Raw genomic sequence first — 25,157 nt, 5'->3', positions numbered from 1 at the left:
GCCGCTATTCTCCCCTGCCCTCTCTTCCCTGATGCAGTGCGGTGTAAAGCTGGCGATAAGACTCCACCATCTCCTCCAGTGACGCCCGGTTCAGACCGCTGGGATTCGGCAACACCCATACCTGCGTTTTTCCCATAAAGATCGGCTGTCTGCCCCACTCCACTTTGCTCTGCTGAAACGCGCGCCGGAACGCATCCTTACCGAGAATAGCCAGCGCGGCAGGCTGGTAATGCAGCACCTTTTCCATCAGACGCTTGCCACCTTCGCGCAGTTCATCCGGTGCCAGCTGGCTCGCCTGCACGGTGGGTCGCTCAACCAGCATAGTGATACCACAGCCGGTTTCCGTTAAGCGCTGCTCCTCTTCCGGCTTCAGCTGCTGCTGCGTAAAACCCGCCAGATGGATCACTTTCCAGAAGCGATTACCGGGATGCGCAAAGTGAAACCCGTGATGGGCGGTTGACTGGCCTGGATTGATACCGCAGAACAGCACTTCAAGATTCGAGGCGATAATGTCGCGGATAGTATGTTCACTCATGCCGCCACCTTCAGGGCGCGCTGCTTCAGGGCAGCACGGCTGCGTTGCAGCATCTGGCTGGCCTGTTGCGCGTCCGGGCAGGCTCGCGCCAGTGCCAGCGCGCCGACCATCTCCGCCAGCATGCTGGAAGCCAGCGCCTCAGCATCCGGTAGCGCCAGCTCACGCAGAACCTGGGCTAACGCGGCGTGCATCGTATCAAACCCCTCGGCGAAGATCTGGCGCGTTGGTTGCGGCAGGTGAGCCACCTCACTGACCAGAGCAGAGAGAGGACAGCCCTGTGCTGGCGCGTTGCGATGCGCCTCAGAGAGATAGCTATCAATAAAGTCATTCAACTGCTGAGCTGGCTGTGTAACCGGCCCGGCGGGGACAAAGTTGCCCGCTTCGACGAACATCTGTTTCAGCACCTCCTGAACCAGCTCTTCACGCGAGGCAAAGTGCGCATAAAAACCGCCGTGCGTCAGCCCTACCCGCTTCATCAGCGCCGCCACTCCGATCCCTTCGGTGCCGGTTTCGCGCATCACGCGCGCCGCTTCGCTAAGGATACGCTGTCGCGTATGCGCCTTACTGCTCTGCTTCTCCATATCCTCTCCTGCCGTTTCTGCTGCATCGCTTCTGGCTATTATAGTAATTATTACGCTCATCATATTCCAGCTTGACGGCAGATATGATGATCGTCATATTAACATCAATTATGATGACCATCATACGAGGAAGAGAAGATGACAACACCAGGCACAGCTTTAATCACCGGCGCATCCAGCGGTATCGGTGCGACTTATGCAAAACGACTGGCCGCCCGCGGCTATGATCTGATTCTGGTCGCACGGGATCAGGCGCGACTGACCCACTTAGCGGACAATCTGAAGCAGCAGCACAATATTCAGGTTGAGGTGATGACGGCTGACTTAACGCATGAGCCCGACCTGCTGCGGGTGGAGTCAGCGCTGACCAATAACGCGCAGATCACGCTGTTGCTGAACAACGCAGGCATGAGCGTCGAGGGGGAGTTTCTGGACGCAGACATCGCGCGCATTAACACGATGCTGGCGTTAAATATTGTGGCACCTACCCGTCTGGCTCAGGCTGCCGGGCGGGCGTTTAAAACACGCGGTCAGGGCATTATCATTAACATCGCCTCGGTACTGTCACTGATCCATGAGATGTTCAACGGTGCCTATAACGCCACCAAGTCATACGTGCTGACACTGACACGTGCGATGCAACGTGAGCTGGCGGAGAGCGGCGTACAGGTACAGGCGGTACTGCCTGGCGCGACTCGTACCGAAATTTTTGACCGCGCTGGTCAGTCGCTCAATGACATCCCTGCCGAAATGCTGATGGACGTTGATGAGATGGTAGACGCCGCCCTTGCCGGGCTCGACAGCAAAGAAGCGGTAACGATTCCGGCGCTGGAAGATGTGCAGATGTGGCACGACTACGATCAGGCGCGGGGGGCAATGGTGCCGCACCTTTCGCGGGACCGGTCCGCTACCCGCTATCGTCAGAACTGAGTCAGCGGTTAGCCACAGGGTCATAAGCCGGGTTTGATTAAAGGCGGAGAGAAAGATGATCCGAGCCGTTTTGCTATCAGGTTAATGCGGCTCGTCATATTTGTTAGAAAAATCAGCAGGTAAGTCCCTGCTGATTATTTCAGCAACCGATGGCTGAGCGCTGGATCGCCTGAAAGAGATACTTTATAATCCCCGCTCCGCTGGCCCCTTAGCTCAGTGGTTAGAGCAGGCGACTCATAATCGCTTGGTCGCTGGTTCAAACCCAGCAGGGGCCACCAAATAAAACAAGGAGTTAGATGAGAAATCGTCTGACTCCTTTTTCTTTGGGTGCGATTCGGGTCAGATAAAGAATTGTCTACCTGTCCACGTCATCTAGCTGCCAACCCCCGGATATGGACAGTATTCCACTGATGGCAAGGTTCTGTCTTGTCTGTCTGGCTGACCACAAGCGACACGCGGTGCTGGTACGCCAGCATGACATTACGATAAAAACGCTCGCCCACCGACAGAGCGCGATCATCGAGTTTAATAACCCACATGACTAAATCCAACTCGAGCAGGATGCGCCAGGAGTAATGGTTGGCGATCCGCTGCCGGAGCCAGGATTTTCCTTATGCTTATCTTATTACTGAGGGGCGAGAGGATGACAAATTACACCATATAAATTCTTCTGCACTTGTTCAGTGGTGATCACATGGCGTTATTTCCGGTTAGCGAAGTTGTAGGTTTTGTAAGAGCGCTATGGAACCGTTATGAAGCCTCTTATAATCCAGGCAGACAACTTAAGCTGATCCTTAACCATCCTGTTATAATATCGCTACCCGTCTCCTGCCCGACAATAGATTACTCATAATATCTACAGCACTATTAATGTTAACCAGGAAATGAAAAGCCTTTCATGTCGCATTAGTGGGAAATTTAAAATAACCATCAAGTTAAAACCGTTATTTTTTATTAAGATTAATCCAATCGACAAATAATCACCATCCTCCGTTACACGCAAGCAACATCAAACATAGCCCATTAACATTACTTTTAAATATTATTTAGCTGCCGTGATCCGTTTCAATATTTTTTTCCGCCAGATCGGTTATTTTTAAACATGCGATAATGCTTTAAAGATGCAGGCTGAAAGTATGATGTATAAATATAAATTACATGAGTTTTTGGATGTGAAACGCCTTCAGACCCTGCAAGACAACTTTTCAAAATCAATGATGATCGCGCTGGTGGTGGTGGATGAGAATGGCGTACCGGTCACTAAACCCAGCGGGTTTTCAGACTTTTGTGCGCGTTCGCGTCTCAACCCGACGCTGGCGCACCACTGTTATGAAAGCGATAACGCCGGTGGCCGCGCCGCGATGCATGCTCGTAAACCGGTGGTCTATCGCTGCTACTGCGGTTTTGTCGAATTCTCCGTTCCGATCATGATTAACGATCATTATCTCGGCGCGTTTATTTCCGGCCAGGTTAAAGTCGAAGAAGAGAAAGAACAGAGCATTCCTTATATTTTGAATAATAATGAAGTCTGGGAAGAAAACCCCTGGTTAATTCATCTGCACCAGAATACGAGTCGCATGCCGTATGAACGTTTTGAGTCCACTGCCTCGACGTTATTACACGTATCATCTTATCTGGTCGAACAGGCGCACACCAATAATATCCAACGCGAACTGCGTAAAAAAGATCTCGAGCTGACTAATGAATTAAGAAAGCGTGTAGAGATAGAACGTTCATTACATGAAGCAGAATTTAAAGCGCTCTCTTACCAGATAAACCCTCATTTTTTATTTAACGTGTTAAATACCATCGGGCGGTTGGCTTTTCTGGAAGATGCGCAGCGCACCGAAACCATGGTGCACGATTTCTCTGACATGATGCGTTATTTGTTACGTAAAAATAATCACGGACTGATTACGCTGCGCAATGAAATGAATTACGTCAACAGCTATATGTCGATTCAAAAAGTGCGCATGAGTGACCGCTTCGATTATCAGTGCGATATTCCGGAAAAATATCTGGATGTCGTCTGTCCGTTTTTGATCCTGCAACCGTTGGTGGAAAACTTCTTTAACTACGTCGTGGAGCCACGGGACAGCAGTAGTCATCTGCTGATCCGTGCCATGGGCGACGGCCAGGACGTGATCATCGAAGTCACCGACAACGGCGATGGCATCGCGCCAGATGCCATCAACCGCATTTTGTCAGGCGACCAAAATTTGCAAAAAGGCAGTATCGGCATTAACAACATAAAAAACAGATTGAAGCTGTTATTTGGCGAGAGCTATGGCCTGGAGATCATGAGCCCTAATAAACCCAGAATGGGTACAACCATTAAACTTCGGTTCCCGATGCTGGAAGCCTGATATCAGGGAGAGGACATATGTTTAACATTGTTATCGTTGAAGATGAGCCCATCGAATTAGAATCTCTGCGGCGGATTATTTCCCAGTGTGTAGAAAACGCCGTAATCCATGAAGCCTCAACCGGTAAAAAAGCGATTCAGCTGATCGACCAACTGAGCCAGATCGATATGATCCTGGTGGACATTAATATTCCATTGCCGAACGGCAGACAGGTGGTTGAATATCTGAAGAAAAAAAACAGCGATACTAAGGTCATCGTCACCACGGCTAATGACGACTTTGATATTGTGCGCAGTATGTACAACCTCAAAGTGGATGATTATCTGCTCAAGCCGGTGAAAAAAAACATCCTGACCGACACCATCAAAAGAACCCTGGCATTCGACGAAGGGGATAATGAAAAATCGCGCGCCCTGAAGCAGAAAGTGTTCGCTATGATAGACAATTGTGATTACGCCCAGTGGCACAGCTTTATTTTTGACACCATCAACAGTGCCTGTCCGATAGAGATGATGGATGAAGATAAGCGCAAAGACGTGATCGATCTTCTGGAAATCATTAGCCAGTATATGACCGCCAGAGGGGAAAAGTTAACATCGGCTAACCGTAAAGTCGCCGCGCTGATCACCGAAATCAACCAGTATGGCGTGATGGAAAGCCGTTATTTCCGCATCATGACCGGCCTGCTGACCATCAGCGAAGAGCTGTTTGATTATGCCTTCAAAAGCTATACAGGCAATATCGACTTTATCGAACGCGCGAAATTTCATATTGAGAAAAATATACTCAGAAACCTGACGCTCGATGACGTGGCGGCAAAATCGTTTGTCAGCTCCTGCTATTTGAGTCGCGCCTTTAAGAAAATGACCGGGATCGGATTTTCGAACTATATTGCCACGCGCAAAATTGCTATCGCCAAATCGTTGTTGCAGTTCAGCGATTTAAAAGTGAACACCATTGCGCTGGAACTGGCATACCAGGACTCAAACTATTTTTGCCGCATCTTCAAAAAAGAGACCGGCATGGCCCCCTCTGATTATCGAAAAGTCGTGACACCGGGGGATTACGCGGCGATGGCATGATTTTGCGCTGGCCCGATAATGCAAACAAAATAGTCCAATACGCCCGCAAGATAGTTTACGCCCACTTGTCTGGTTGCCCCCTAAGATAGGAATAACCCCTCCAGACATGTGGCCTCGCTTTGAACGATTACCGGTTTACCTCCGAATCCGTTGCCGAAGGGCATCCCGATAAAATGGCTGACCAGATTTCCGATGCCATTCTGGATGCCATACTCCTACAGGATCCGTGGGGTAAGGTTGCCTGCGAATGCCTTGTGAAAACCGGTCTCGCTATTGTCGCAGGAGAAATCTCTACCCATGCCACCGTAGATATAGAGCAGATAATCCGCAATACGATTAAAGAGATTGGCTACAACCATTCGCGATTGGGGTTTGATGGCAATACCTGCGGCGTAGTGAACATTCTCGGCAAACAGTCCGCCAATATTGCTGACGGTATTCGCGGCCATTCAAGGGAAGAACTGGGCGCGGGCGATCAGGGTATCACCTTCGGTTACGCCTGTGACGAAACGCCGGAACTGATGCCCGCCACGCTGATTTACGCCCATCGTGTGATGGCGCGCCAGGCGCAGTTGCGCAAATCCCAGCGGCTGCCGTTTCTCCTTCCCGATGCCAAAAGCCAGGTTACTTTGCGCTATCAGGATAGCCGCGTTCATTCGGTAGATACCATTGTGATTTCGACCCAACACAGCCCGGACGTTTCGCTGGACGCGCTACGTGAAGCGGTCATCGAAGAGATCGTCAAACCGGTGATACCTGCGCGCTGGCTTACGCCGCAAACCCGCTTTCTGGTGAATCCGGCTGGCCGTTTTGTGACTGGCGGGCCGGTGGGCGACTGCGGCCTGACGGGCCGTAAAATTATCGTCGATACCTATGGCGGTGCAGCCTGCCACGGCGGCGGCGCGTTTTCCGGTAAAGACCCGTCGAAGGTCGATCGTTCCGCCGCCTACGCTGCCCGCTATGTGGCGAAAAACATCGTCGCCGCCGGGCTTGCCTCACGCTGTGAAGTCCAGCTGGCATGGGCCATCGGCCTGCCCCGCCCCATTTCTGTCAGGATTAACACCTTCGGTACGCAAAACGTCTCCTCTGAGGCGTTGCAGCAAGCCGTTAACCGCCATTTTGACCTCAGCGTGTTCGGCATCATTACTATGCTCGACCTGCTGGTCCCCCGCTATCGTAAGACGGCCTGCTATGGCCACTTTGGTCGCGACAGCTTTCCGTGGGAAGTCACGGATAAAGCGGCGCTCTTATGCGAAGACGTCGGACGTTAAGACGACGACGCGCAGCACAGTTGAATTTATCTACAGGAGAAGTATATGTCCGGGCAAAGTTTAGGCTTAATCGAAACTGTCGGAATGGCAGCAGCGGTAGAAGCTGCCGATGCCGCCATGAAATCTGCTAACGTCAGCCTGGTAGGCTATGAGTTAACTAAAGGCGGCGGGATGGTCACCGTGAAGCTGGAAGGTGAAATAGGCGCGATTAACGCGGCGGTCGCGGCAGCTATCAGCGCGGCAGGCCGGGTTGGCGACGTGTATGCCCACAAGGTGATCGCCCGCACTGCGCAGCATATCGGCCATATTATTCACTCTAAAGAGACCGTCGGCGTCGTGCAGCCTGAACCTGAAACGCCTGCGCCTGCTACAGAGCCAGCGCCGCCGGCTGAAGAGGCGCCTTCACCGGCAACTCCGGTGGTCAACCCTGGTACGTCAACCCGCATATCCGGCATGGATGCCGTCGATGACGCGCCTCCGTCCACAGCGCAGGAACAACAACCCAGACTCAGTGCGGAAAATACTGAACCGACAAAATCAGACGCGCCGCCGGAAGTGGCAAAAAAAAGCCCTCGTCCCGGCGGCAAGAAAAGATAATTAAACCGCTATGATGCTGCCGCGATAAATCTTCTTTTATCGCGGCTTTTTTATGTCTGAGAGCTAACAAAAAGCCAGCAGGCATAACCTGCTGGCTTGTGACTGGGCGGAATTAAAACAGGGGAACCAGAGTAAATAAACCCAGGGTCGCCAGCAGGTTGATCACTGTGGTCATTATGGCAATGGCCATCGCCGGTGGATCAATGTGGGTGTCACCGTGGACCAGGAAAATACGCGACATCAGTTCACCCAACAATGCACAGATTATCCCGACGATTCCAGCCCAAATCAGGCTACCTGACAGTACCGCCACCAGCGCAGCAGGCAGCGCAATATGATGTGACACCGGTACCTGAGTGTTGAAGTGCAGGAAAATCAGCGAGAATGCGGAAATACCAAACGCCAGCAGCGCGCCATTGCCGCCAAACTTCAGACCTAAAAAGCCTGCCAGCAGCCCCATACCCAGTCCCAGTACGGAAAGCTGCGGAATGCGGCTATGGTAAGGCATCCAGCACTTATCCTGCGGCGGATAACAGTGACGAACGCCCTGCTCCGGTTTGCCAAACAGGCCCGTTTTGCCGAAAACCAGCCGCGAGACCATGCCAGAGATTACGACGGTCAACGCCACGGTATCGGTCCAGGCATGACCGGACGGAAAGGCCGGGATTTGGTTTAGCCCCCAGGCGATGATGTAACCACCTGCGCCGAAAACCCCACCGATCAGTAGCACATCGTAAGCCGCCAGACCGCTCAGCCCGGCAGTAATATCGCGCCCGGAACCCAGTTTGCCCTTCTTCGCCGCATACGCCGTGGCCGCAACCCCTGCGGCAAAGCCGCCGGTATGCGGGCCAAACAGCCCAAACGGGAAAGTAATAAAGTCCGAGGGTGCGAGGGTAATAATTTGCACTACCGCCATAGCGATAATCAGTAGCCCAACAAATTCAAACGCCGCCAACGCGCCAATAGCTGCGCCAAATATTCCGCCGCCGAAGGCGACTAAAATATCTAAGCTATTCATCCAGCTTACCTCTGTAATAGGATTAAATGACTAAACAAGAAATAGATATCAGCTCCAGGCTTTTATGATAAAAATAACATTCATCACAAATGAAAAGCGCAGCATTTTCCCCGCACGCTTATTACACAGCTGATTAACCGCCGATATGGCAGTTAAAGCCTAAGGATTCAACGGTTGCTTTTAGATCTGCCATTCTGGCTTCTTCAATACTTTTTGCATCGCCCATCGGATAGTTGCGGCCCAGTAAGTTATATTTATTTTCACCGAAGCTGTGATAAGGCAATAAATGAATGGTATCGACGTTCTGCATCAGACGGGCAAATTCCGCAATATCATGGATTTCCTGCGGATTGTCATTCACGCCGGGGATCACCGGAATACGCACCACCACTTTGGTTAAAAAGGATATGCGCAGCAGGTTCTCCAGAATCACCCTGTTATTCACGCCGGTGTTGCGCTCATGAATTTCCGGGTTGATAGCTTTAATGTCGGTTAGCGCCAGATCGACATAGGGAAATACCTCATTAATCACCTCTCTGGTGGTAAAACCGGTAGTTTCAATGGCGGTGTGCCAGCCTTTGGCTTTGCAGGCTTTAAGCAGCTCGCGGGCAAACTCTGGCTGCGCCAGCGGTTCACCGCCGGATAAAGTGATCCCGCCGCCTGAGCGACGGTATAAATTCTCTTCTTTTTCCAGCTCGCGCATGACTTCCGTTACCGACATGCGCTTACCCTTCATTTCCAGCGCGCGGGTCGGGCAAACTTCAGTACATTTACCACACTGAATGCAGCGGTCGCGATCGACAAACCAGGTATTATGGGTGGAAAGCGCCTGCTGCGGGCAAACCTCAATACATTTTCCACAGCGGATACAATCGTTCTTTTTAAATAATAACTCTGGCTGTGGACGTTGTGATTCAGGGTTACTACACCATTTGCAGGACAGCGGGCAGCCTTTAAAAAAAGGGATGGTGCGAATGCCTGGACCATCATGCAAAGAATAGCGTTGAATATTAAATATGGCGCCTTCGGTTTCGCACTCAACTTTATTCATAACATCACTCTGTATTTGCCAGATGAATTACCCTTTCAGGTAAAAATAAAAAGTCATGAGGAAAATAACGGGCTATATATTGCTGTATAGCCCGTCGGGTATTTACGACAGTTGTTGCTCAGTACGGCTGATGATGTCGTCCTGAACTTCTTTCGCCAGAACGACCCACTGAGCGCTATAGCCCGCTACACGTACCACCAGATCCTGATGTTGTTCAGGGTTTTTCTGGGCTTCGATCAGGGTGTTGCGGTCGATAACGTTGAACTGTACGTGCATCCCTTTCTTATCGAAGTAGTTACGCACCAGGCCGCTGAAATTACGCAGACCAGTCTCGCCCGCCAACGAAGACGGCAGAAACTTCTGGTTATAGAGCGTACCGTTGGAGGCGATAAAGTGGTCCAGTTTAGCAACCGAGTTGGCTGCGGCGGTTGGGCCAAGGGTGTCTTTACCCTGACGCGGAGACACGCCATCCGCCAGCGGTTCTTTCGCCAGACGACCATCCGGTAGTGCGGCAACATCTTTACCAAACAGAACGTTAGCAGAAACCGGGTAGATACCGGCCTGGAACTGGCCGCCGCGCGGGTTAGTGTATTTCTCAACTTCCTGGCAGTAGATCAACGCACATTTACGCGCCACTAAATCCACGTCGTCGATGTCGTTACCGAAGCAGGGGGTATTCTCCAGGATACGGCGGATCTCTTCGTGACGGGACAGCGTGCCGGATTGCACCGGTGCCGCATCGCCAGAAGTCAGCTGACGATACACTTCGTCTTTGATTGCCGCCGGGTCCAGTGCACCGTGCTGCTCGATAATACGTTTCACCACCGCGTAAATATCCTGCTCGTTGAGCGAAGATTTTGCCGCCGGGGTATGCGGGTTCGCGCCGACCGGATAACCAAAGTTGGCATCCAGCGCGTTTTTCAACTCACCCAGAGAGAGTTTGCGGTCTTCAAACACCTGTTTTTGAATGGCGTATACGGAGTCGCCGGTATCGGCCACGCCGAACGCCTGCGGACCGGTGAAGTTATAAATCGCGCCACCTTCCTGGAGGGATTTACCACGACCGATGCAATCGTCCACCAGTGCAGACAGGAAAGGCAGCGGGCAGCGTTCGCCGTGGGCAATATCCACGCTGTTACAGGCTTCAACCAGTTGATGAACAAAGTGCGCCATCTGTTTCTGGAACGCGGTGTAGAAGTCGTCCATGCTGGTGTATTGAGTCAGTTCGCCGGTTACCGGGCCCAGCTGTTTGCTGCCGACGCGACCATTGTTCAGGGTAATTTCCAGCACTTTAGCGACATTAAAGAACGCGGCGTCATGCCAGCCTTCGGTACGATGCGGCGCCTGCGGCTCTACGCAGCCGATAATGCAGTAATCACGCGCGTCACGCAGCGAAACGCCACGGTTTTGCAGTGCCGGGATGATCACTTCATCGTTGTACATGGCCGGAACGCCCAGCCCCATACGCACCAGTTCGCAAGCGCGATACAGGAACGCATCAGGCGTACCCTGCCAGACGCGGATAGAGAAAGATGGCTGCGGCAGACGCACATGCGCGGTCGCTTCCATACACATGTAGCTCAGGTCGTTGGTGGCGTCGCGGCCATCTTCAGTCTGGCCGCCACAGCACAGGTTCTGGAACACCGCATAACCGGCGAACGCCTGGGCCGAGACTTCGTCACGGGTTTTGTTGATGTCGTTAAGCTTGATCCAGCAGCAATCCACCAGCTCCTGCGCGAATTCACGCGAGATAGATTTGTCCGCCGCCAGGTACGGATACATATACTGATCGAAACGCCCCGGGGAGATAGAGTGGCCGCTGGACTCAATCTGTAGCATGCTCTGGATAAACCAGAAGGTCTGGCATGCTTCCCAGAATGTGGTCGCGCCATATTCCGGTACGCGGGTACAGTTTTGAGCGATTTGCTCCAGTTCGCGTTTGCGGGTCGGGTTGCTCTCCTGCTGCGCCAGGCGAGACGCTTCTTCGGCGTAACGATGGGCAAAACGGATCGCCGCGTTGTAACTGATCAGCACCGCGTTATAGAACTGTTCTTTCCTGATATAGCCCGGTTCGGTGCGATCTAATGCTTCCAGCGCGTGGCTGACTTCATTGATGATGCCGCGGAAACCGATTTTCAGCACCTTACCGTAGTCAACGCTGACGTGGCCGACGCCGCCGAAGAAGTAGTTGCCGACGGTGAATACGCCGCTCGCCATACTCTCTTTGGTGCCTTCTGACATGTAAGATGCCGCCAGAGAGCTGGTGGTTTTGCCCGGCCAGTATTTAAACGCTTCATGCAGATCCTGAGCGGTCTTTTTCGGGATAATGAACGGGTCGGCGATACGGTGTTCCATAGTCCCGAACTCTTTTTCCACCCAGTCATAGGAGAACTCAGGGCAGATTTCAGTTGATCGAGGATTAATGGTTACCGCGCCAACGATTAATTCGTCCGGGCGAATCGTCACCGGTAATTGATTAAAGATTTTTTCAACGACTTTCGCACGGCGCATAATCGCCGGCAGCTGTTCTGTTTCTTTATATGCTTCGGTTGCCAGCACTGCGCGCTCTGATTCCACATACGGCTTCGCCGTCAGGATCATATTTTTCAGTCTTACAACACGGTCTGTTGGATTAGAAAAGCCTTTCTCTAACATATAAAACTCCCGAGTATATTTTGTTAACCTTGCGGTGATTCCGGGGTATTAATAAATAATGCTGATACCCATTTGAGTAATAAAGTGACGTAATATTGCCGGATGCCCCATCCAGGTGGTCGCAGTGATTAAATTGCCATCCACAACGGCCTCATCATCTGCGGCAGTAACCCACATGCCGCCCACCATTTCCACTTCCGGTTTTACCGTAAAATATCCCGTCAGTTTCCTGCCTTTTAATACCCCGGCAGCGGCCAGGATTTGTGGACCATGACAAATTGCAGCAACAGGTAATGTTACATTCATCGCGTAATGCACGATCTTCAGCACCGACTTATTCAGTCGCAGATATTCCGATGAACGTCCGCCTGAAATATAAATGCCGCAATATTCCTGTACTCTTATGTCATCAAATGATGCGGTTAATCTAAAAAGGTGTCCGGGTTTCTCGGTATAGGTCTGATCACCTTCAAAATCATGAATCGCGGTTTTAATAAACTCGCCGGTTCGTTTGCCCGGACACACTACATCCACTCTGAAACCTAACATGCTTAATGCCTGCCATGGCACCATGACCTCATAGTCTTCAGAGAAATCGCCTGCGATAAGTAATATCTTCTTCATAAGCGAGCTCTCAAAACGGGTTGTCGTCTTCCTCAATGATTCGCATGGCTTCATGCACCGCCGCAAATTCGCCAAAAATGGCCAGGGTGGTGATGTGCTGAGGGCAACTGCCAAAGATTTCCGATACCACCACATTGGCGCTTTTGCTGGCTATGTCGGCATAAAAATAGAGATCCGGAACCGGCAGCATTAATAAACCAATGGCATCGATGCGAATCAAATCCAGACGTGAACGAAACTCCCCTGGCATACGCCGTTTCAACATGGCCAGAATATCTGCGGTCGGCGCGTTTATGATCCGTTTTTTCATCTTTGAGTTACCCTTCACGATGGTTAGCGAATATTCAGCGCTTCAACCATTACGCAGCGACGATGACGTGCAAACGCCCGCGCTGACGTAAGCCCTTCACCGGTCGGTCCGGCAATCGTAAAGGTGGCATGCCCTTCGCCACCCACCCCCAGTCCCGCATAAGAGGGACCATTTTTAACAAAGATGGTGGTCTGGATCAGGCGCGCCATTTTGGTCAGCTTTTCGACGTTAGTGGAGTGCATAATCGCGGTATGGCGATTGCCGTGCTCCACTTTCACTGCCAGATCAATCGCTTCATCAACATTATCGACGCGCACCAGCGGCAGGACCGGCATCATCAGCTCGTGCACTACGAACGGATGGGTTTTCTCCGTTTCGATTAAGATGACTTTGATGTCGTCGCCAACCGTAATCCCCAGCTGTTGCAGGATGTAGCGCGCATCTTTGCCAACAAAGGCGGTATTCGGCCCGGTGCCTTTTTCGTTAAGCACCAGCGATTGCAGTTGTTGAATCAGCTTTCTATCGCACAGCAGATAGGCACCACTTTTCTTCATGCAGTGGATCAGATAGTCCGCTACCTGGTTCACCACAATCACCTCTTTTTCCGCCACGCACGGCAGGTTGTTGTCGAAGCTACAGCCTTTAATAATGTCACGGGCGGCTTTTTCGATGTCCGCCGTTTCGTCCACCACCGCTGGCGGGTTGCCTGCGCCTGCACCAATCGCTTTCTTACCGGATGACATTACGGTTTTCACGATGGCTGGACCGCCGGTCGCTACCAGCATATTGATACGTGGGTCGTTGATCAGGGCGTTGGTGTTGTCGATGGACGGTTTGGTCACCGTTACCACCATGTTCGCCGGTGCGCCCAACCGGGCAAGCTTGTTGTTGATCAGCTCAACCGCGTACAGCGACACGTTGCGCGAGCGTGGATGCGGACTGAACACCACGGTATTGCCCGCCGCCAGCATACCGATACTGTTGTTGATGATGGTTTCGGTCGGGTTAGTCGTTGGCGTAATCGAACCAATCACCCCGAACGCGGAGTACTCGAGCAGCGTTAAGCCCCCGTCTCCGCTAATCGCGCGGGTGGCCAGATCTTCAAGACCTGGCGTTTTCAGCGCTGCGACGCGGTTTTTGATCAGTTTGTCCTCGTAATTCCCCATGCCGGTCTCTTCCACCGCCATGCGGGAGAGGGAGGACAGCACATCTTCCTGCAGGAAAATGTCCCGAATGCCATTGATAAATGAGGCGCGGTCTTGCATAGAACAGTGGCGATACTGCACCTGCGCCAGAACCGCGGCGGAAATCGCCTCATCCATGGTATCAAATGCGCCGCTGCCAGCGTTCTCTTCCTGAGAGATCGCACAGGCGGCGCGCCCGGAGGACTGCTGCGCCAGCGCCTTAGCGACGATGTCATCCAGCCCGTCAACCCGCGCCGCTTCTGACGTGGCAGGAGTCACAGCCGGAGCCGCATCCGGTGTTGCCTGGGTGAATTTGCTCAGAATGTTCGAGACAGCCTGAGCGATTTCAATATCATTCATCTTTAAATTCCTTACAGCTCTAGCTCTGCCGACTGCGTCGCGCGCGTCGTCACCCGATGCTTAGATATACGGCGTCGTGGTGGATTTAATTTCCGCCGGATCTAACGTGGAGAGCAGTTGCAGACCGACTTCACGCGCGGCAATCACCGCCTGGCGTACCGCACCAGAATCACCGGAGAAGGTGAAGATGACTTCATTACTGAAGCTGGTGCCTTTCGACGGGCTGGCATAACCCACCGGGTCAATCACGGCCGATTTCGCCGCAGCGTCGGCAATCACCAGGCCAATCGCCGCAGGCGAGGCGCAGGTCATGCCGAAGGATTTGCCAATCGGCGCACCCAGCGCTTTATTCAGCGCGTTGCTGGCACGTGCGGTGTACTGAAATTCAAGATGCCCGGCTGGCGAGCCATAAACGTCACCCATGGTGCGTTCAATTTCAGACAGCGCCACTTCAACCGCACGCCTGACGTCGGAAACATCAGACGCACCGAAAATAATTAAGCAACCGTGCCCGCCACCGCCTTCGGTATCGCGGGCCAGCTCAATAGAAATAATTTCGCTGTTGGTTGCTTTAATCGCTTCATCAGCCGCAAAAATTTGCGGACCTGCGCCAGTGCGCGCTCCCAGAATACCGATAGAGCGATATTTCTTGTCGATATTCATGACTTCATGCAATTGATTATCGACATTGGCAATCACCAGGCCGATAGTGTGACCCAACGCCGTACCGACAAATTCCGTAATACCACAACCCGCGAAATTTGCTGCGGTTTTGGCTTTCGGCTGGGCGTCGGTTTGTTTATTCATTACGTCAGATATAATCTGCTCAACAAGATTATCTCTCATGATCAGTATCCTTTATTGTTATTAACCGACGGCTTTAGGAAGAATTTTTTCCACCTCAATGTGTGGGCGCGGAATAACGTGTACGGAAACCAGTTCACCGACTTTACCCACAGCGGCGGAGCCCGCGTCTGTCGCGGCTTTCACTGCGCCTACGTCGCCGCGAACCATCACGGTTACCAGACCAGAACCGATTTTTTCATAACCGACCAGGGTCACGTTGGCGGATTTCACCATGGTATCTGCGGCTTCAATTGCAGAAACCAGGCCTTTCGTTTCAACCATGCCTAATGCTTCTTGTTGCATAATAACCTCGATATTTCTGATAGTAGGAAAACGTGCACAGAGCAATAGCAATCCACGGATTTACTCCTGTGCGTAAATTATTGATTCATCATGATGCTAAGGTTATTCAGACAAAATGTTTTGCGCGTCAGCGGGACTATCTTGTTTTTTCACGCCGGCAATTGACAATAAAATCCACCCAGAGCCGGCAATCAAAGAGCTGCGTTTATATTGCGTTGCGCAAAATAATTTCGGGCTGAACAGCAATAATAATTACTGTTAAAGCGGTCGCATTTTTGCCAATTTGTTATGCCGTACGGGCAATCTTCGCGGCATCTATAGCAATCATTTTTTCTTCATTGGTCGGGATGACCGCAATCTTCGTGGTGCCGCTTTTTGAAATCAGTCCGCTACGCCCGCCGAACAGCTGCTGGTTACGATCTGCGTCCAGTTCCAGTCCCAGCGCCTGAAGGCGTTGCACGGTAAGTTCGCGAATCAACGCCGAGTTTTCGCCAATGCCCCCGGTGAAAATCAACGCATCGAAGCGTTTAAGCGAGGTCACATGGCCGCCGATATGCCGTGCAAGACGATGTACCATCACGTCGATGGCTAAGGTTGCCCGTTCGTGGCCCTCATCCCGCGCCTGCTGAAGGGTGCGGCAATCGCTGGATAAGCCGGAAATTCCCAGCAGGCCGGACTGGTTATTAACCATTTTGTACAGCCCGTCGAACGTTTGACCGGTGCATTTTGCCAGGTATGCGACGGCACCGAAATCAAGATCCCCGCAGCGCGTGCCCATCACTAGCCCTTCCAGCGGGGTCATACCCATTGAGGTGTCGACGCTCACGCCGTTTTGCACCGCGCACAGCGAAGAACCGTTGCCCAGGTGGGCAATCACGATGCCGTGATCCGCCGGGTCGAGATCCAGTGATGTCAGCGCCTCGGCGGCGATATAGCGGTGAGACGTTCCGTGAAAGCCGTAACGCCGCACCTGATAATCCTGCTGGTACTCCAGCGGGATCGCATAGGTGTAAGCCGCCGGAGACAGGGTCTGGTGGAACGCGGTATCGAACACCGCAATCTGCGGCAACGAGGGCAGCAGGGCCCGGGCCGCTTCAATACCGATCAGGTTGGCAGGGTTATGCAGCGGGGCCAGCGCCGACAGCGCGCGGACTTTTTCGATCACGTCGTCGGTAACCCGTACTGAACTTTTGAAGTCGCTGCCGCCGTGCGCCACGCGGTGCCCGATAGCGCTGATGGCTTCCAGCAGTTGCTGTTCATCGAGCTTCGCGAAGAGCACTTTGAGCGCATGCTGATGGCTGGCGTCATCCAGCGCGACGGTGGATTTATGGCCGTCCCGGTCTTTAAACGTTATGACGGCATCATCAATGCCCAGCCGCTCCGCCTGGCCCGACAGCAACGGCTGGTCGGCATCCTGAGGAATGACGGAGAATTTCATTGATGAGGAACCACAGTTAATCACTAATACACAAGCTAAGGACATGATGACCCCTGAAATGGACTGAAATAAAAAATTAACGGCTTGTTGCGAGGGGATAACGCAGCGCGCTAAACCGCGCCAGCGCCTGGCGGGCGATGAGCATATCCTCCTCAACGCTGCCGCCGCTGATGCCGATGCCGCAGAGCAAACGCCCGCCCGACCAGCAGGGAAAACCGCCGCCGAAGCAGCAGATATCTTTTTCTTTCTCAAGACCGTACAAATCACCGCCCGGCTGTACCAGCGTGGCCAGTTCATGGGTTGGCATTTTGAGCGCTACCGCGGTCCAGGCCTTTTGCGGTGCCAGGGTATGGCTGATCAGCAGGGCGTTATCCATGCTGAAGAAGAATCGCTGCTGGCCGCAGGCATCCACCAGGCTAAAAACGATGGGCACATTGCAGGTCTGGGCCACTTCCCGGGCCAGCTTTGCCAGCAGTTCGCTCTCCTCCAGACTCAGCGACATCCGGCGTTCCGGTAACTGCGTGGCGATAGCCTCGTTAATCCAGGTGTCGAGTGAAGCCTCATTCACAGACATAACTATTCCTCAGGGTGCGTGCCGCTATTTACCGTTAAGTTCGAGCGAGTCGACGATCCCCACCACGGCAGCGTCGACCACCGAGTGATCTTTGCTGTTGCTCATACGCGCCGAACTGCCGGTGGTGACGATCACAATCTCGCCATTGCCCGCGCCGACAGTATCCACGGCCACCTGGGCATAGCCGGTCGGCTGATAGTTTTCATCGAGCCGCGCCACCATCAGCAGCTTCGAGCCATTCAGCGAGGCGTGTTTGGTGGTGGAAACCAGTGCGCCAGTGACTTTTGCGAGGTACATATTTCCTCCGGCTATCCGTGGATAACGGTGAGATTGCGCCGCTGGATTTCATCTCTGGCGGCAGGGGTAATCAGCGTATTGTTATCAACGCGCAGCGCTGTGCCGGTGGCCAGCAGGCGGATGTCGCGCAGGGTGATTAAACGTTTTTTACCGGCTACTGGCGGAGCGGTGGCGGGTATGGTCTGGCTTCCCGATACCAGGCGGGCATGGGCCGCGCGTTTGCCGGAGAGCGCAATGCCATAGCTCTTCAGGACCTGCGCGTAACCTTCCAGACGAGACAGCAGCGGCAGCGGCAATGCGCTATCGACGCAGTGCGGATGCAGCGTAGCGATAATCGGTTTACGCTGCTGTAGCGCCTGAAATACCGCTTCACTGGCCAGATTATCGCGAATGCCCAGCGCAATTTTGCTCATGCTGTTAACAGAGAGCGCAGGCAGATAGAGCGCTTCATAGTAAGGCGGCGATCGGTCAAATCCGGCGCGAGAGCCGCGCTGGCTTAGCGCATCCGTGCAGGCCGATTTCAGCGCCGACCGGCTGGCGCTGTGAGAAAAACTGGCCCACAGCTGATACCCTGCCTGCTCAAGCGCCACGAGGCAGCTCAATGTTTGCGGCAACGAGGCAATATCCTCACCGGTCACCACCACACGGACATTTTTCTGCACCACGGATTGTGCCAATACTTCAGCGATGATCCGGTCCAGCCGTTGCGATAAAGTCTGGTTGTCCATTGCGTTACCCCTGGCCCGCATTCATGGCGATGCCTAACGGCGTGACTAACAGCGGCTCTACCGAAGGGATCACATTTTTACCGATTTGTTTGCTGAACACGGCGGCAAACTGGCTGAAGCTGCTCGCGCCACCTACCAGATAAATATTTTTTACCCGCTGGCTGGCGAGCCATCCCGACACCAGGCTGGCCATTTTCTGGGCCACCGGCAGCACCAGGGTAAAGACCTGCGCTTCCTGCGCCGGATCTTTTTTCATCTCTTCCGCCTCGGCATAAGGCAAACCCAGTGCGCCAGCGAGCACCAGCGTCATATGGCTGCCGCCGGTGGGTTCGTCGGCGCTGAACGTCACTTTGCCGCTTTTCAAAATGCTCATGCCGGTGGTGCCTCCCCCGACGTCCACCACCGCGCCGTTTTTGACATTCAGCGCGCTGGCGGCGGCGACCGGTTCATCGAGTACCCGGGTCACAATAAAGCCCGCCGATTCCACCACATTAACGATGACTTTGGTGTTGCCTTCAGAGATCCCCGGTGGGATTGCGGTCGCCGCGTGATCCAGGGTGCGGCCCAGTTTCTGTTCAAGAATCTGTTTAAGACGCATGACTACCCGGCTGGCGGTCAGGTAATCCACCACCACCCCATCTTTCACTACGGCAGAGGGGTACGTTACCCCTGCCACCGGCTCGTTATCTTCATCCACCACCACGATGGCAATATTGGCGGTGCCGAGATCCACCCCCACCTTCAACGCGCCGGTGCAGGGCCGGCATTCGCCACTGTCAATCAGCGCGGCCAGTTCGTGCAAACGACGGTTTTCGGGGCTGTCAGCCATGACGCATATCCTGTTTAATGCCGCGAACGGTATCGCCGTTGCGCAGGCCGAAACCGTTGGCCTCTTCCACATCGATATGCAGTTCCAGCACCGCATCCGCTGTGACACGCACGACCACGTGGCTGAGCACGCCGCCGCGCGGGCCATTGGCTTGCACGTCGATTTCCATCCCGTCGCGCAGGCCGTGCAGCTCAGCCTCTTCGGGCGAAATATGGATATGACGCCAGGCGACAATCATGCCGTTCTGTTTCACCACCCGCCCTTTCGGGCCGATGATTTCAATGCCCGGTGAATCCAGCAGATCCCCCGACATACGCACCGGCGCTCTAGCGCCCAGCGTAAAACCGTCGGCCACGGAAATTTCCACCTGTGTGGTATTACGCAGCGGCCCTAACACACGCACTTTATGGAGTTCGCCTTTCGGCCCGCGCAGCGTCACCATCTCTTCGGCGGCATACTGGCCGGGCTGCTTGACCGCTTTAAAGCGGGTCAGCGTGGAACCGTAGCCGAACAGGATGTCCATATCTTCACGGCACAGATGCACATGGCGATTGGACACGCCCACCGGAATATCCAGCGCGACAGGCGCAGGGGCTGCCGGGCTTTTCCTGGCGGCGAGATCTTTCAGGATTTGTCGGGTAATCCATTCAGCTTGTTGCTCGGTGTAATTCATAACGGAAACGACCTGATTAGTGGGTTATCTCATGGGTACTGGGTATCTGTTGATCAGCATAGGGAGTCACGACGCCCGGTTTTTGTTTATCAGCAGGACTTTTTTGACCGCTTCGCGCAGGCTGGACAACGTTGTCCAGCTAGCCGGTAATCTGGTCAATTAGCCCCTCAACATCCTGCGCCGTTGCCCGGCGCGGATTCGACGCGGTACAGCCGTCGGCCAGCGCCGAGTTCACCAGCGCGCTGCGCAAAGCGGCGACTTTCGCCCGATCGGTGCCCAGTTCGCTGAGCGTGGCAGGGATGCCGAAATAACGGTTGTTCTGACGAATGGCTTGCGTCATCAGCGCGATGGCCTGCTCCGGCACCGCATGGTCAATGCCCATCATCTGCGCGCAGCGGTGATAGCGATCGCGGGTCTCAGCGCTCGCCTGTTGACTGTTGAAATCAATCACGATCGGTAGCAGCATGGCGTTGATTTTGCCGTGCGGAATATGCAGCATCCCGCCGATGGCGTGAGCCATGCCGTGCACCAACCCCAGTCCGGCGGAGTTAAACGCCATGCCCGCCATACAGGAGGCGTTGTGCATATGGGTGCGCGCCGCAATGTCTTTTTCGTCGCTGAAAACCTGCGGAAGATGGCGCCAGGTCAACGCGATGGCTTTTTCCGCCAGCGCGTCGCTGAAGTCGTTAGCACCGGTGGAGACAAAGGCCTCGATAGCATGGGTCAATACGTCCATCCCGGTATCTAGCGCCACCGGGCGCGGCACGGTTAGCACCAGATTAGGGTCAAGAATGGCCATATCCGGTACCAGATGTTCCGAGATCAGCGGGTATTTGCGGCCATTTTGCGGATCGGAAATGATCGCATAAGAGGTCACTTCAGAGCCGGATCCGCTGGTGGTGGGAATGGCGATCAGATCAATGTGATGATCGGCAAAATACTCTTCCAGCGTGACTTTGATCCCCTTTGCCGCATCCAGTGACGAGCCGCCGCCAAGGGCGATAATCACATCGGGTTTAAACGCTTTAAAGCACGCCGCGCCCGCGGTCAGAATATCGATGTCTGGATCGGGTTTAACCTCGCCAAAAATACAGACCGCTGCCTGCGGCATGTGGTTGATCAAATAACGAGTTTTACCCGATGACACCATAAAATCATCGGTTACGATGCCAACTCGTTTATCATTAAACTGGCTCAGGGCAGTCATTGCCTCTTCGCCAAAATAAACTTCAGGGCAGGAAAAATAATAGCGGGCCATGTGCAACTACCTTAATGACAGGAATAAACGACCAGATACGATGCCGTTAACCTAACATGGCGTGGTTTTGAAGAGGCTGAGGATGTTTGTGCAGCAGGAGGATTATTTTGCGGTATTATTTTTTCCTGGGCAAAAAAGTCCTTTTATAAACACCTCCTGAAATCTGATACGATAAAACACGATATTTATTATCAGAGAGTGAATAAAACCAGCGTGTTATTTATGCGCGTCTGCTCTACGGTGAAGTCGGGGAACTGACCCAGCGTTACCCGGCAAAATTTGTTGTTACGTTTCCTGATAACACAAAAGCTCTTCGTCCCTATGAACGTCACTCTTAAAAGAGGGGCCGGATAAAACTGTCATACAGTCCCTCATCCGCGTTATCAAGACATACTGGCTCAGAGATGTTTACGCCCGTCGCGCGCAATGCTCTCCTCGCCACGCCTGTCCACTTTATGGGCAGGTTTAATGCAATTGCATGACCACTTTAGATCCGCGTCAGCTCTGACGGCACGCGGTGAAAACTGGCAAGCCTGACCCCAGGCAAAGCCCTGCACCTTTGGCATACGCTTCAAAAATTAAGTATCAGAAGGAAATCAGTATATTTATAAACCAAATTTCATTGGTAATATGCTTAAGCATTTCAAAAGGGAAGGAGTGTTCAGATGGCGACAGTACCCATGGGACCCGGCGCACAGGTAATCAGAAGCAATATGCGCGAGGCGCGTCGAAACGGTATGCCAGCAAATATGGCAACGGCATCGACTTACTACTGGTTTTATCAAATGGTCAGAAATCGCGGACGATGGGATTACAAGCAGTTTAACCCCTACTTTGCCAACTCTGGAAATTTTCAATTTTGGAGCAACAGGCATTGCTGCTGGAATACCTGAAAACATTTTGCTAATGGGTGCGGGATGGGCTCAAAGTCATGCAGGTACATCTCAACCTGAATGGGGGCACTGGTATCAAAAGCCACCTTATGGTGATGACCCGACCGACCAGCGCTATATCAGAGAAGGGATTGCGTATGCACGTCAGAACGGTTATTAAACGGACGCATATTTTTTTGACCATTCTCCTGCTACTTCTGGTCAGTAGTTTCATATACCTGAATCACACAGGCGATACACGCGCAGGAGACGAGCTACAACACAGCTATAAAATCAATGAGCACCTGTGGCTCTACACCACCATAAACAGAGAGGGTAATGCGACCGTACCCATCATCTATCGATTTTATCTGGCGGGAGAAATCATCGGAAATGATGAAGTCATTATCCGTAAGCTGAGTGATGAAATCCCCTTTCTGGTAGGAAATGGCACTATCAGCAGCATAAATAGTACTGATAATGAACACATCAATGTTGCGTATAGTGGGAAAGTATATTCCCTCAATAATACCATCAGCTATTCGGTAGATAACCGACAGGTTAACGCACATATCTCTTTTTGTATTAACTGATGCCTCGCGGCTCGTTGTTCAACGCCGCCGGTACTGAAAGCGAGTGTCAGTACCGGTGGCATTTTATTGCCCGAACGATGCCGAAACCTGCGGTTATAGAACATTTCGATGTAATCAAAAATATCGCTGCGGGCTTCCTCCCGCGCTCCGTAGAGCTTTTTCTTTATACGTTCACGTTTCAGTAGCTGGAAAAGATTTCTGCAACCGCGTTGTCGTGGCAATTACCACGACGACTCATGCTGCTTTCCAGACCCTGGTTCTTATAATCGCTGCTTTAAATTCAGTAGGGTCACCAAATTTTAACCTTAAAATCATATAATTAACCCATTTTCCAGCAAAGTAGATTTTTTATTTCCATATGCAGCACTCCCCTTTTGTGCCTCCTCATATTCCCTGTTGCTTCATGAACCCGGCATCGTTCACACAGGATCGAGGTTAATGCTCCATCTGATAAAGGCTGAGGCAAAGTTGCATTTCGAACTGATTACCTTTAAATTTCCCCGCAAATGCTAAGGGATAAGGCGTTATGGATAAAAAATTACGATCGGAACATTTGCATGAATGCTTGCGCCGTGAAGTACTCATGAGCGCTAAGAAGTTTTCGTGGTTCAGGGCGCTGCATAAAGCTATCAAATGCCCCAATCGCCGTTTCTACTTCTGGTGGCGTATCGCCTCGTACTGGCATCACTCAGACAGCAGATTTCTGAAAAAACGCGCAGCAAAAATAAACAGAAAACTGGTTTTCAAATATGGGACTGAGATTCAGCTGGGTGCCCACATCGGACCTGGAATGGTGATTTCGCATCATCACGGAATCGTCATAAATGGTTCAGCAGTCATCGGTCACTCCTTTCGGATAAGACAAAACGCCACGATCGGCATTACCGGTGCAGATGTTAATAAAGAGCCAGCATCTATTATTATTGGCAATAATGTCAGCATTGGCGCGTGCTCCTGCATCATCGCCGATAAGATTCGCATCGGTGACGACGTTGTGATCGGCGCTATGTCATTTGTTAACAAAGATATTCCCGCTAATAGTACGGTTTATAGCGAAAAGAGGTTGCATGTGATCCCGAATAAATTGCACGCTGAATGACAAACACACGGCTACACATTTCATGTTTTCAAAAGTGCTTTCCTGCCACCAAGCCCGCGCCAGCGCTCGCCTTGCGGGTTTTGCTGATTGTCTAACCCCATGAGATTCGATCCTCTCTTCTCACGTTCAATCTAAAATTTTATTAAATTTCTGATTGTTAATTTTTAATCAGCTCCTCCGCGGATCAATGAAAGGGGAAAATATTGAAATTTTCTCCCATCTTTTTAGCGCTGTTTTACCGCAAGGCCGTCGGCACCTTACCTGCGCAATTCTGAGATAGGCATAAATGTGACGGGTCTTACACTATCCGTCACGTCGTAGTTAATTTGCATACTGGTGGAAACTGACCAGTCTTTTGCCTCGTATAAATTCGTGCAGCCAAAATTCCTCTTCATAATTACTTTCGAAGGTATGCTTGTTAATGGTTCACCAGGGTGGTCATGAACCCACGGACGAGTCATTTGTTTCTCTAAGTGTGCGGGAAGGTCATCTGGAAACATCCAGTCAGTGGAGTTATCTTCCTGAATTGTCAGCGTAATAGCCTTTATAATCCTTCCAGCACGCCAGAACGATAGAAAAATGCCTTCCCTGCCCATGTCCAAACTAAGCACTGGAGAACCTGACGCTCCTTTAGGTGGGGATTTGTACACAACCAAACCTGAATCAACAAGCTTGGCGTAACTCTTTACTAAGCTGTTAATCAATTATGCCTTCGGACGGTCCTTGACCGCCATATCCGCGAATGCCTAAGCATATGCATAAGAAAGATTATGTGTTCTCAGGAAGTGAACTGGATACTGGCTTTTTCCGTGTACAACCGGCGTATGGGGATGTTGCTGAAAACCCATAACGGGTCTGATTTTGCTGGATGGTTGGATAAATGGAAAAATTTGAAGGCAAACAAACTGACATGACTCACTGATAGTTCCATCTGATACTGCGCGGAGGTCAGTGGCAAGATAACAGGCAAAGCTTAGGTTGGCATACTGCCATCAGCAGGCGGCTAAAATAGTGGTTCATATTTATTAATTAAATAACAAGCTAATCATTATTAAAACAATTAATTTTTCACTATCTTTTATG

General features: G+C 52.2%; 25 protein-coding genes, 1 tRNA gene and 2 pseudogenes. 8 read left to right on the top strand and 20 right to left on the bottom strand.

Translation table 11 applies throughout. The features are described from left to right. Positions 1-4: 4 nt before the first annotated feature. Positions 5-535 carry a G/U mismatch-specific DNA glycosylase gene (gene mug, locus ACCW71_RS14140; protein ID WP_436372339.1) on the bottom strand — a complete coding sequence of 177 codons (531 nt, stop codon included), beginning with the start codon at positions 533-535 and terminating at the stop codon, positions 5-7. Further along, positions 532-1,116, bottom strand: coding sequence for a TetR/AcrR family transcriptional regulator (locus tag ACCW71_RS14135; RefSeq protein WP_436372337.1), 585 nt, complete (start codon positions 1,114-1,116; stop codon positions 532-534). The genes mug and ACCW71_RS14135 overlap by 4 nt, the downstream gene beginning before the upstream one ends. Positions 1,117-1,254: 138 nt before the next feature. Here ACCW71_RS14135 and ACCW71_RS14130 point away from each other — a divergent pair, with 138 nt between their 5' ends. Both ACCW71_RS14130 and ACCW71_RS14125 read left to right on the top strand, forming a co-directional pair. After that, positions 1,255-2,046, top strand: coding sequence for an SDR family NAD(P)-dependent oxidoreductase (locus ACCW71_RS14130; RefSeq protein WP_436372336.1), 792 nt, complete (start codon positions 1,255-1,257; stop codon positions 2,044-2,046). A gap of 202 nt (positions 2,047-2,248) precedes the next feature. After that, positions 2,249-2,324: transfer RNA gene (locus ACCW71_RS14125), tRNA-Ile, on the top strand. Positions 2,325-2,444: 120 nt separating this feature from the next. Here ACCW71_RS14125 and ACCW71_RS14120 read toward each other — a convergent pair. Further along, positions 2,445-2,609, bottom strand: a pseudogene (locus ACCW71_RS14120) (GTPase family protein); the annotation flags it as partial. Positions 2,610-3,182: 573 nt separating this feature from the next. Between ACCW71_RS14120 and ACCW71_RS14115 the strand changes: the two are divergent. The 4 genes from ACCW71_RS14115 (at position 3,183) to ACCW71_RS14100 (ending at position 7,362) form a co-directional block, all read left to right on the top strand. Further along, positions 3,183-4,412 carry a sensor histidine kinase gene (locus tag ACCW71_RS14115; protein ID WP_436372335.1) on the top strand — a complete coding sequence of 410 codons (1,230 nt, stop codon included), beginning with the start codon at positions 3,183-3,185 and terminating at the stop codon, positions 4,410-4,412. A gap of 17 nt (positions 4,413-4,429) precedes the next feature. Next, entirely contained in the window at positions 4,430-5,494 is a 1,065-nt protein-coding gene (locus ACCW71_RS14110) for an AraC family transcriptional regulator (RefSeq protein ID WP_436372334.1), read from the top strand. A 119-nt stretch (positions 5,495-5,613) separates the two neighbouring features. Beyond that, positions 5,614-6,765: a methionine adenosyltransferase gene (gene metK, locus ACCW71_RS14105; RefSeq protein ID WP_436372332.1), complete on the top strand. Its 1,152-nt coding sequence runs from the start codon at positions 5,614-5,616 to the stop codon at positions 6,763-6,765. 45 nt (positions 6,766-6,810) lie between these two features. Further along, positions 6,811-7,362 carry a BMC domain-containing protein gene (locus ACCW71_RS14100; protein ID WP_436372331.1) on the top strand — a complete coding sequence of 184 codons (552 nt, stop codon included), beginning with the start codon at positions 6,811-6,813 and terminating at the stop codon, positions 7,360-7,362. 112 nt (positions 7,363-7,474) lie between these two features. Here ACCW71_RS14100 and ACCW71_RS14095 read toward each other — a convergent pair whose 3' ends face one another. From ACCW71_RS14095 to ACCW71_RS14025, 15 genes are all read right to left on the bottom strand, one after another. Further along, positions 7,475-8,380 carry a permease gene (locus tag ACCW71_RS14095; protein ID WP_436372330.1) on the bottom strand — a complete coding sequence of 302 codons (906 nt, stop codon included), beginning with the start codon at positions 8,378-8,380 and terminating at the stop codon, positions 7,475-7,477. A gap of 133 nt (positions 8,381-8,513) precedes the next feature. Beyond that, the gene (locus tag ACCW71_RS14090; protein ID WP_436372328.1) at positions 8,514-9,431 is read right to left on the bottom strand and encodes a glycyl-radical enzyme activating protein; all 918 of its coding nucleotides are present in this window, start codon (positions 9,429-9,431) and stop codon (positions 8,514-8,516) included. A 102-nt stretch (positions 9,432-9,533) separates the two neighbouring features. Continuing rightward, a complete protein-coding gene (gene grpM, locus ACCW71_RS14085) occupies positions 9,534-12,086 on the bottom strand; it encodes a glycyl radical diol dehydratase GrpM (protein ID WP_436372327.1) in 2,553 nt (850 codons plus the stop codon). Positions 12,087-12,134: 48 nt separating this feature from the next. Then, complete coding sequence (locus ACCW71_RS14080) at positions 12,135-12,710, bottom strand: DJ-1/PfpI family protein (protein WP_436372325.1); 576 nt, start codon at positions 12,708-12,710, stop codon at positions 12,135-12,137. A gap of 10 nt (positions 12,711-12,720) precedes the next feature. Then, on the bottom strand, positions 12,721-13,020 hold the full coding sequence (grpK, locus tag ACCW71_RS14075; RefSeq protein WP_436372323.1) for a propanediol utilization system shell hexameric protein GrpK: 300 nt from the start codon (positions 13,018-13,020) through the stop codon (positions 12,721-12,723). A gap of 23 nt (positions 13,021-13,043) precedes the next feature. After that, a complete protein-coding gene (locus tag ACCW71_RS14070; protein WP_436372321.1) occupies positions 13,044-14,564 on the bottom strand; it encodes an aldehyde dehydrogenase family protein in 1,521 nt (506 codons plus the stop codon). Positions 14,565-14,624: 60 nt separating this feature from the next. Beyond that, complete coding sequence (gene grpI, locus ACCW71_RS14065; protein WP_436372319.1) at positions 14,625-15,410, bottom strand: propanediol utilization microcompartment protein GrpI; 786 nt, start codon at positions 15,408-15,410, stop codon at positions 14,625-14,627. Between the two features lie 21 nt (positions 15,411-15,431). Further along, complete coding sequence (gene grpH / locus ACCW71_RS14060; protein ID WP_436372318.1) at positions 15,432-15,713, bottom strand: propanediol utilization system shell hexameric protein GrpH; 282 nt, start codon at positions 15,711-15,713, stop codon at positions 15,432-15,434. Positions 15,714-15,999: 286 nt separating this feature from the next. Beyond that, positions 16,000-17,196, bottom strand: a complete 1,197-nt coding sequence (gene tdcD / locus ACCW71_RS14055) for a propionate kinase (protein WP_436372316.1) — start codon at positions 17,194-17,196, stop codon at positions 16,000-16,002. A gap of 31 nt (positions 17,197-17,227) precedes the next feature. Next, on the bottom strand, positions 17,228-17,725 hold the full coding sequence (locus ACCW71_RS14050) for a GlcG/HbpS family heme-binding protein (protein ID WP_436372314.1): 498 nt from the start codon (positions 17,723-17,725) through the stop codon (positions 17,228-17,230). A 24-nt stretch (positions 17,726-17,749) separates the two neighbouring features. After that, positions 17,750-18,022 carry a EutN/CcmL family microcompartment protein gene (locus ACCW71_RS14045; protein ID WP_436372312.1) on the bottom strand — a complete coding sequence of 91 codons (273 nt, stop codon included), beginning with the start codon at positions 18,020-18,022 and terminating at the stop codon, positions 17,750-17,752. A gap of 11 nt (positions 18,023-18,033) precedes the next feature. Then, positions 18,034-18,750 carry a flavoprotein gene (locus ACCW71_RS14040; RefSeq protein ID WP_436372311.1) on the bottom strand — a complete coding sequence of 239 codons (717 nt, stop codon included), beginning with the start codon at positions 18,748-18,750 and terminating at the stop codon, positions 18,034-18,036. Positions 18,751-18,754: 4 nt separating this feature from the next. Further along, positions 18,755-19,579, bottom strand: a complete 825-nt coding sequence (eutJ, locus tag ACCW71_RS14035; RefSeq protein WP_436372309.1) for an ethanolamine utilization protein EutJ — start codon at positions 19,577-19,579, stop codon at positions 18,755-18,757. After that, positions 19,572-20,252, bottom strand: coding sequence for a phosphate propanoyltransferase (locus tag ACCW71_RS14030; protein WP_436372307.1), 681 nt, complete (start codon positions 20,250-20,252; stop codon positions 19,572-19,574). The genes eutJ and ACCW71_RS14030 overlap by 8 nt, the downstream gene beginning before the upstream one ends. Before the next feature lie 139 nt (positions 20,253-20,391). Further along, positions 20,392-21,510: a 1-propanol dehydrogenase PduQ gene (locus ACCW71_RS14025; protein WP_436372305.1), complete on the bottom strand. Its 1,119-nt coding sequence runs from the start codon at positions 21,508-21,510 to the stop codon at positions 20,392-20,394. 906 nt (positions 21,511-22,416) lie between these two features. Between ACCW71_RS14025 and ACCW71_RS14020 the strand changes: the two genes are divergently transcribed. Then, the gene (locus ACCW71_RS14020) at positions 22,417-22,563 is read left to right on the top strand and encodes a hypothetical protein (RefSeq protein WP_436372513.1); all 147 of its coding nucleotides are present in this window, start codon (positions 22,417-22,419) and stop codon (positions 22,561-22,563) included. A 357-nt stretch (positions 22,564-22,920) separates the two neighbouring features. Here the strand turns inward: ACCW71_RS14020 and ACCW71_RS14015 are convergent. Next, positions 22,921-23,237: pseudogene (locus ACCW71_RS14015) on the bottom strand (IS3 family transposase); the annotation flags it as partial. A gap of 264 nt (positions 23,238-23,501) precedes the next feature. Between ACCW71_RS14015 and ACCW71_RS14010 the strand changes: the two are divergent. Continuing rightward, positions 23,502-24,074 (top strand): serine acetyltransferase, encoded by a 573-nt coding sequence (locus ACCW71_RS14010; RefSeq protein WP_436372304.1) that lies wholly within the window; start codon positions 23,502-23,504, stop codon positions 24,072-24,074. A 257-nt stretch (positions 24,075-24,331) separates the two neighbouring features. Here the strand turns inward: ACCW71_RS14010 and ACCW71_RS14005 are convergent, their stop codons facing one another. Next, a complete protein-coding gene (locus ACCW71_RS14005; RefSeq protein WP_436372302.1) occupies positions 24,332-24,778 on the bottom strand; it encodes a DUF6392 family protein in 447 nt (148 codons plus the stop codon). Positions 24,779-25,157 lie beyond the last annotated feature (379 nt).

This window comes from Pantoea sp. C2G6 (genome assembly GCF_051336815.1).
GTDB lineage: Bacteria > Pseudomonadota > Gammaproteobacteria > Enterobacterales > Enterobacteriaceae > Pantoea.
This window is presented reverse-complemented; position numbering and strand designations above follow the sequence as displayed.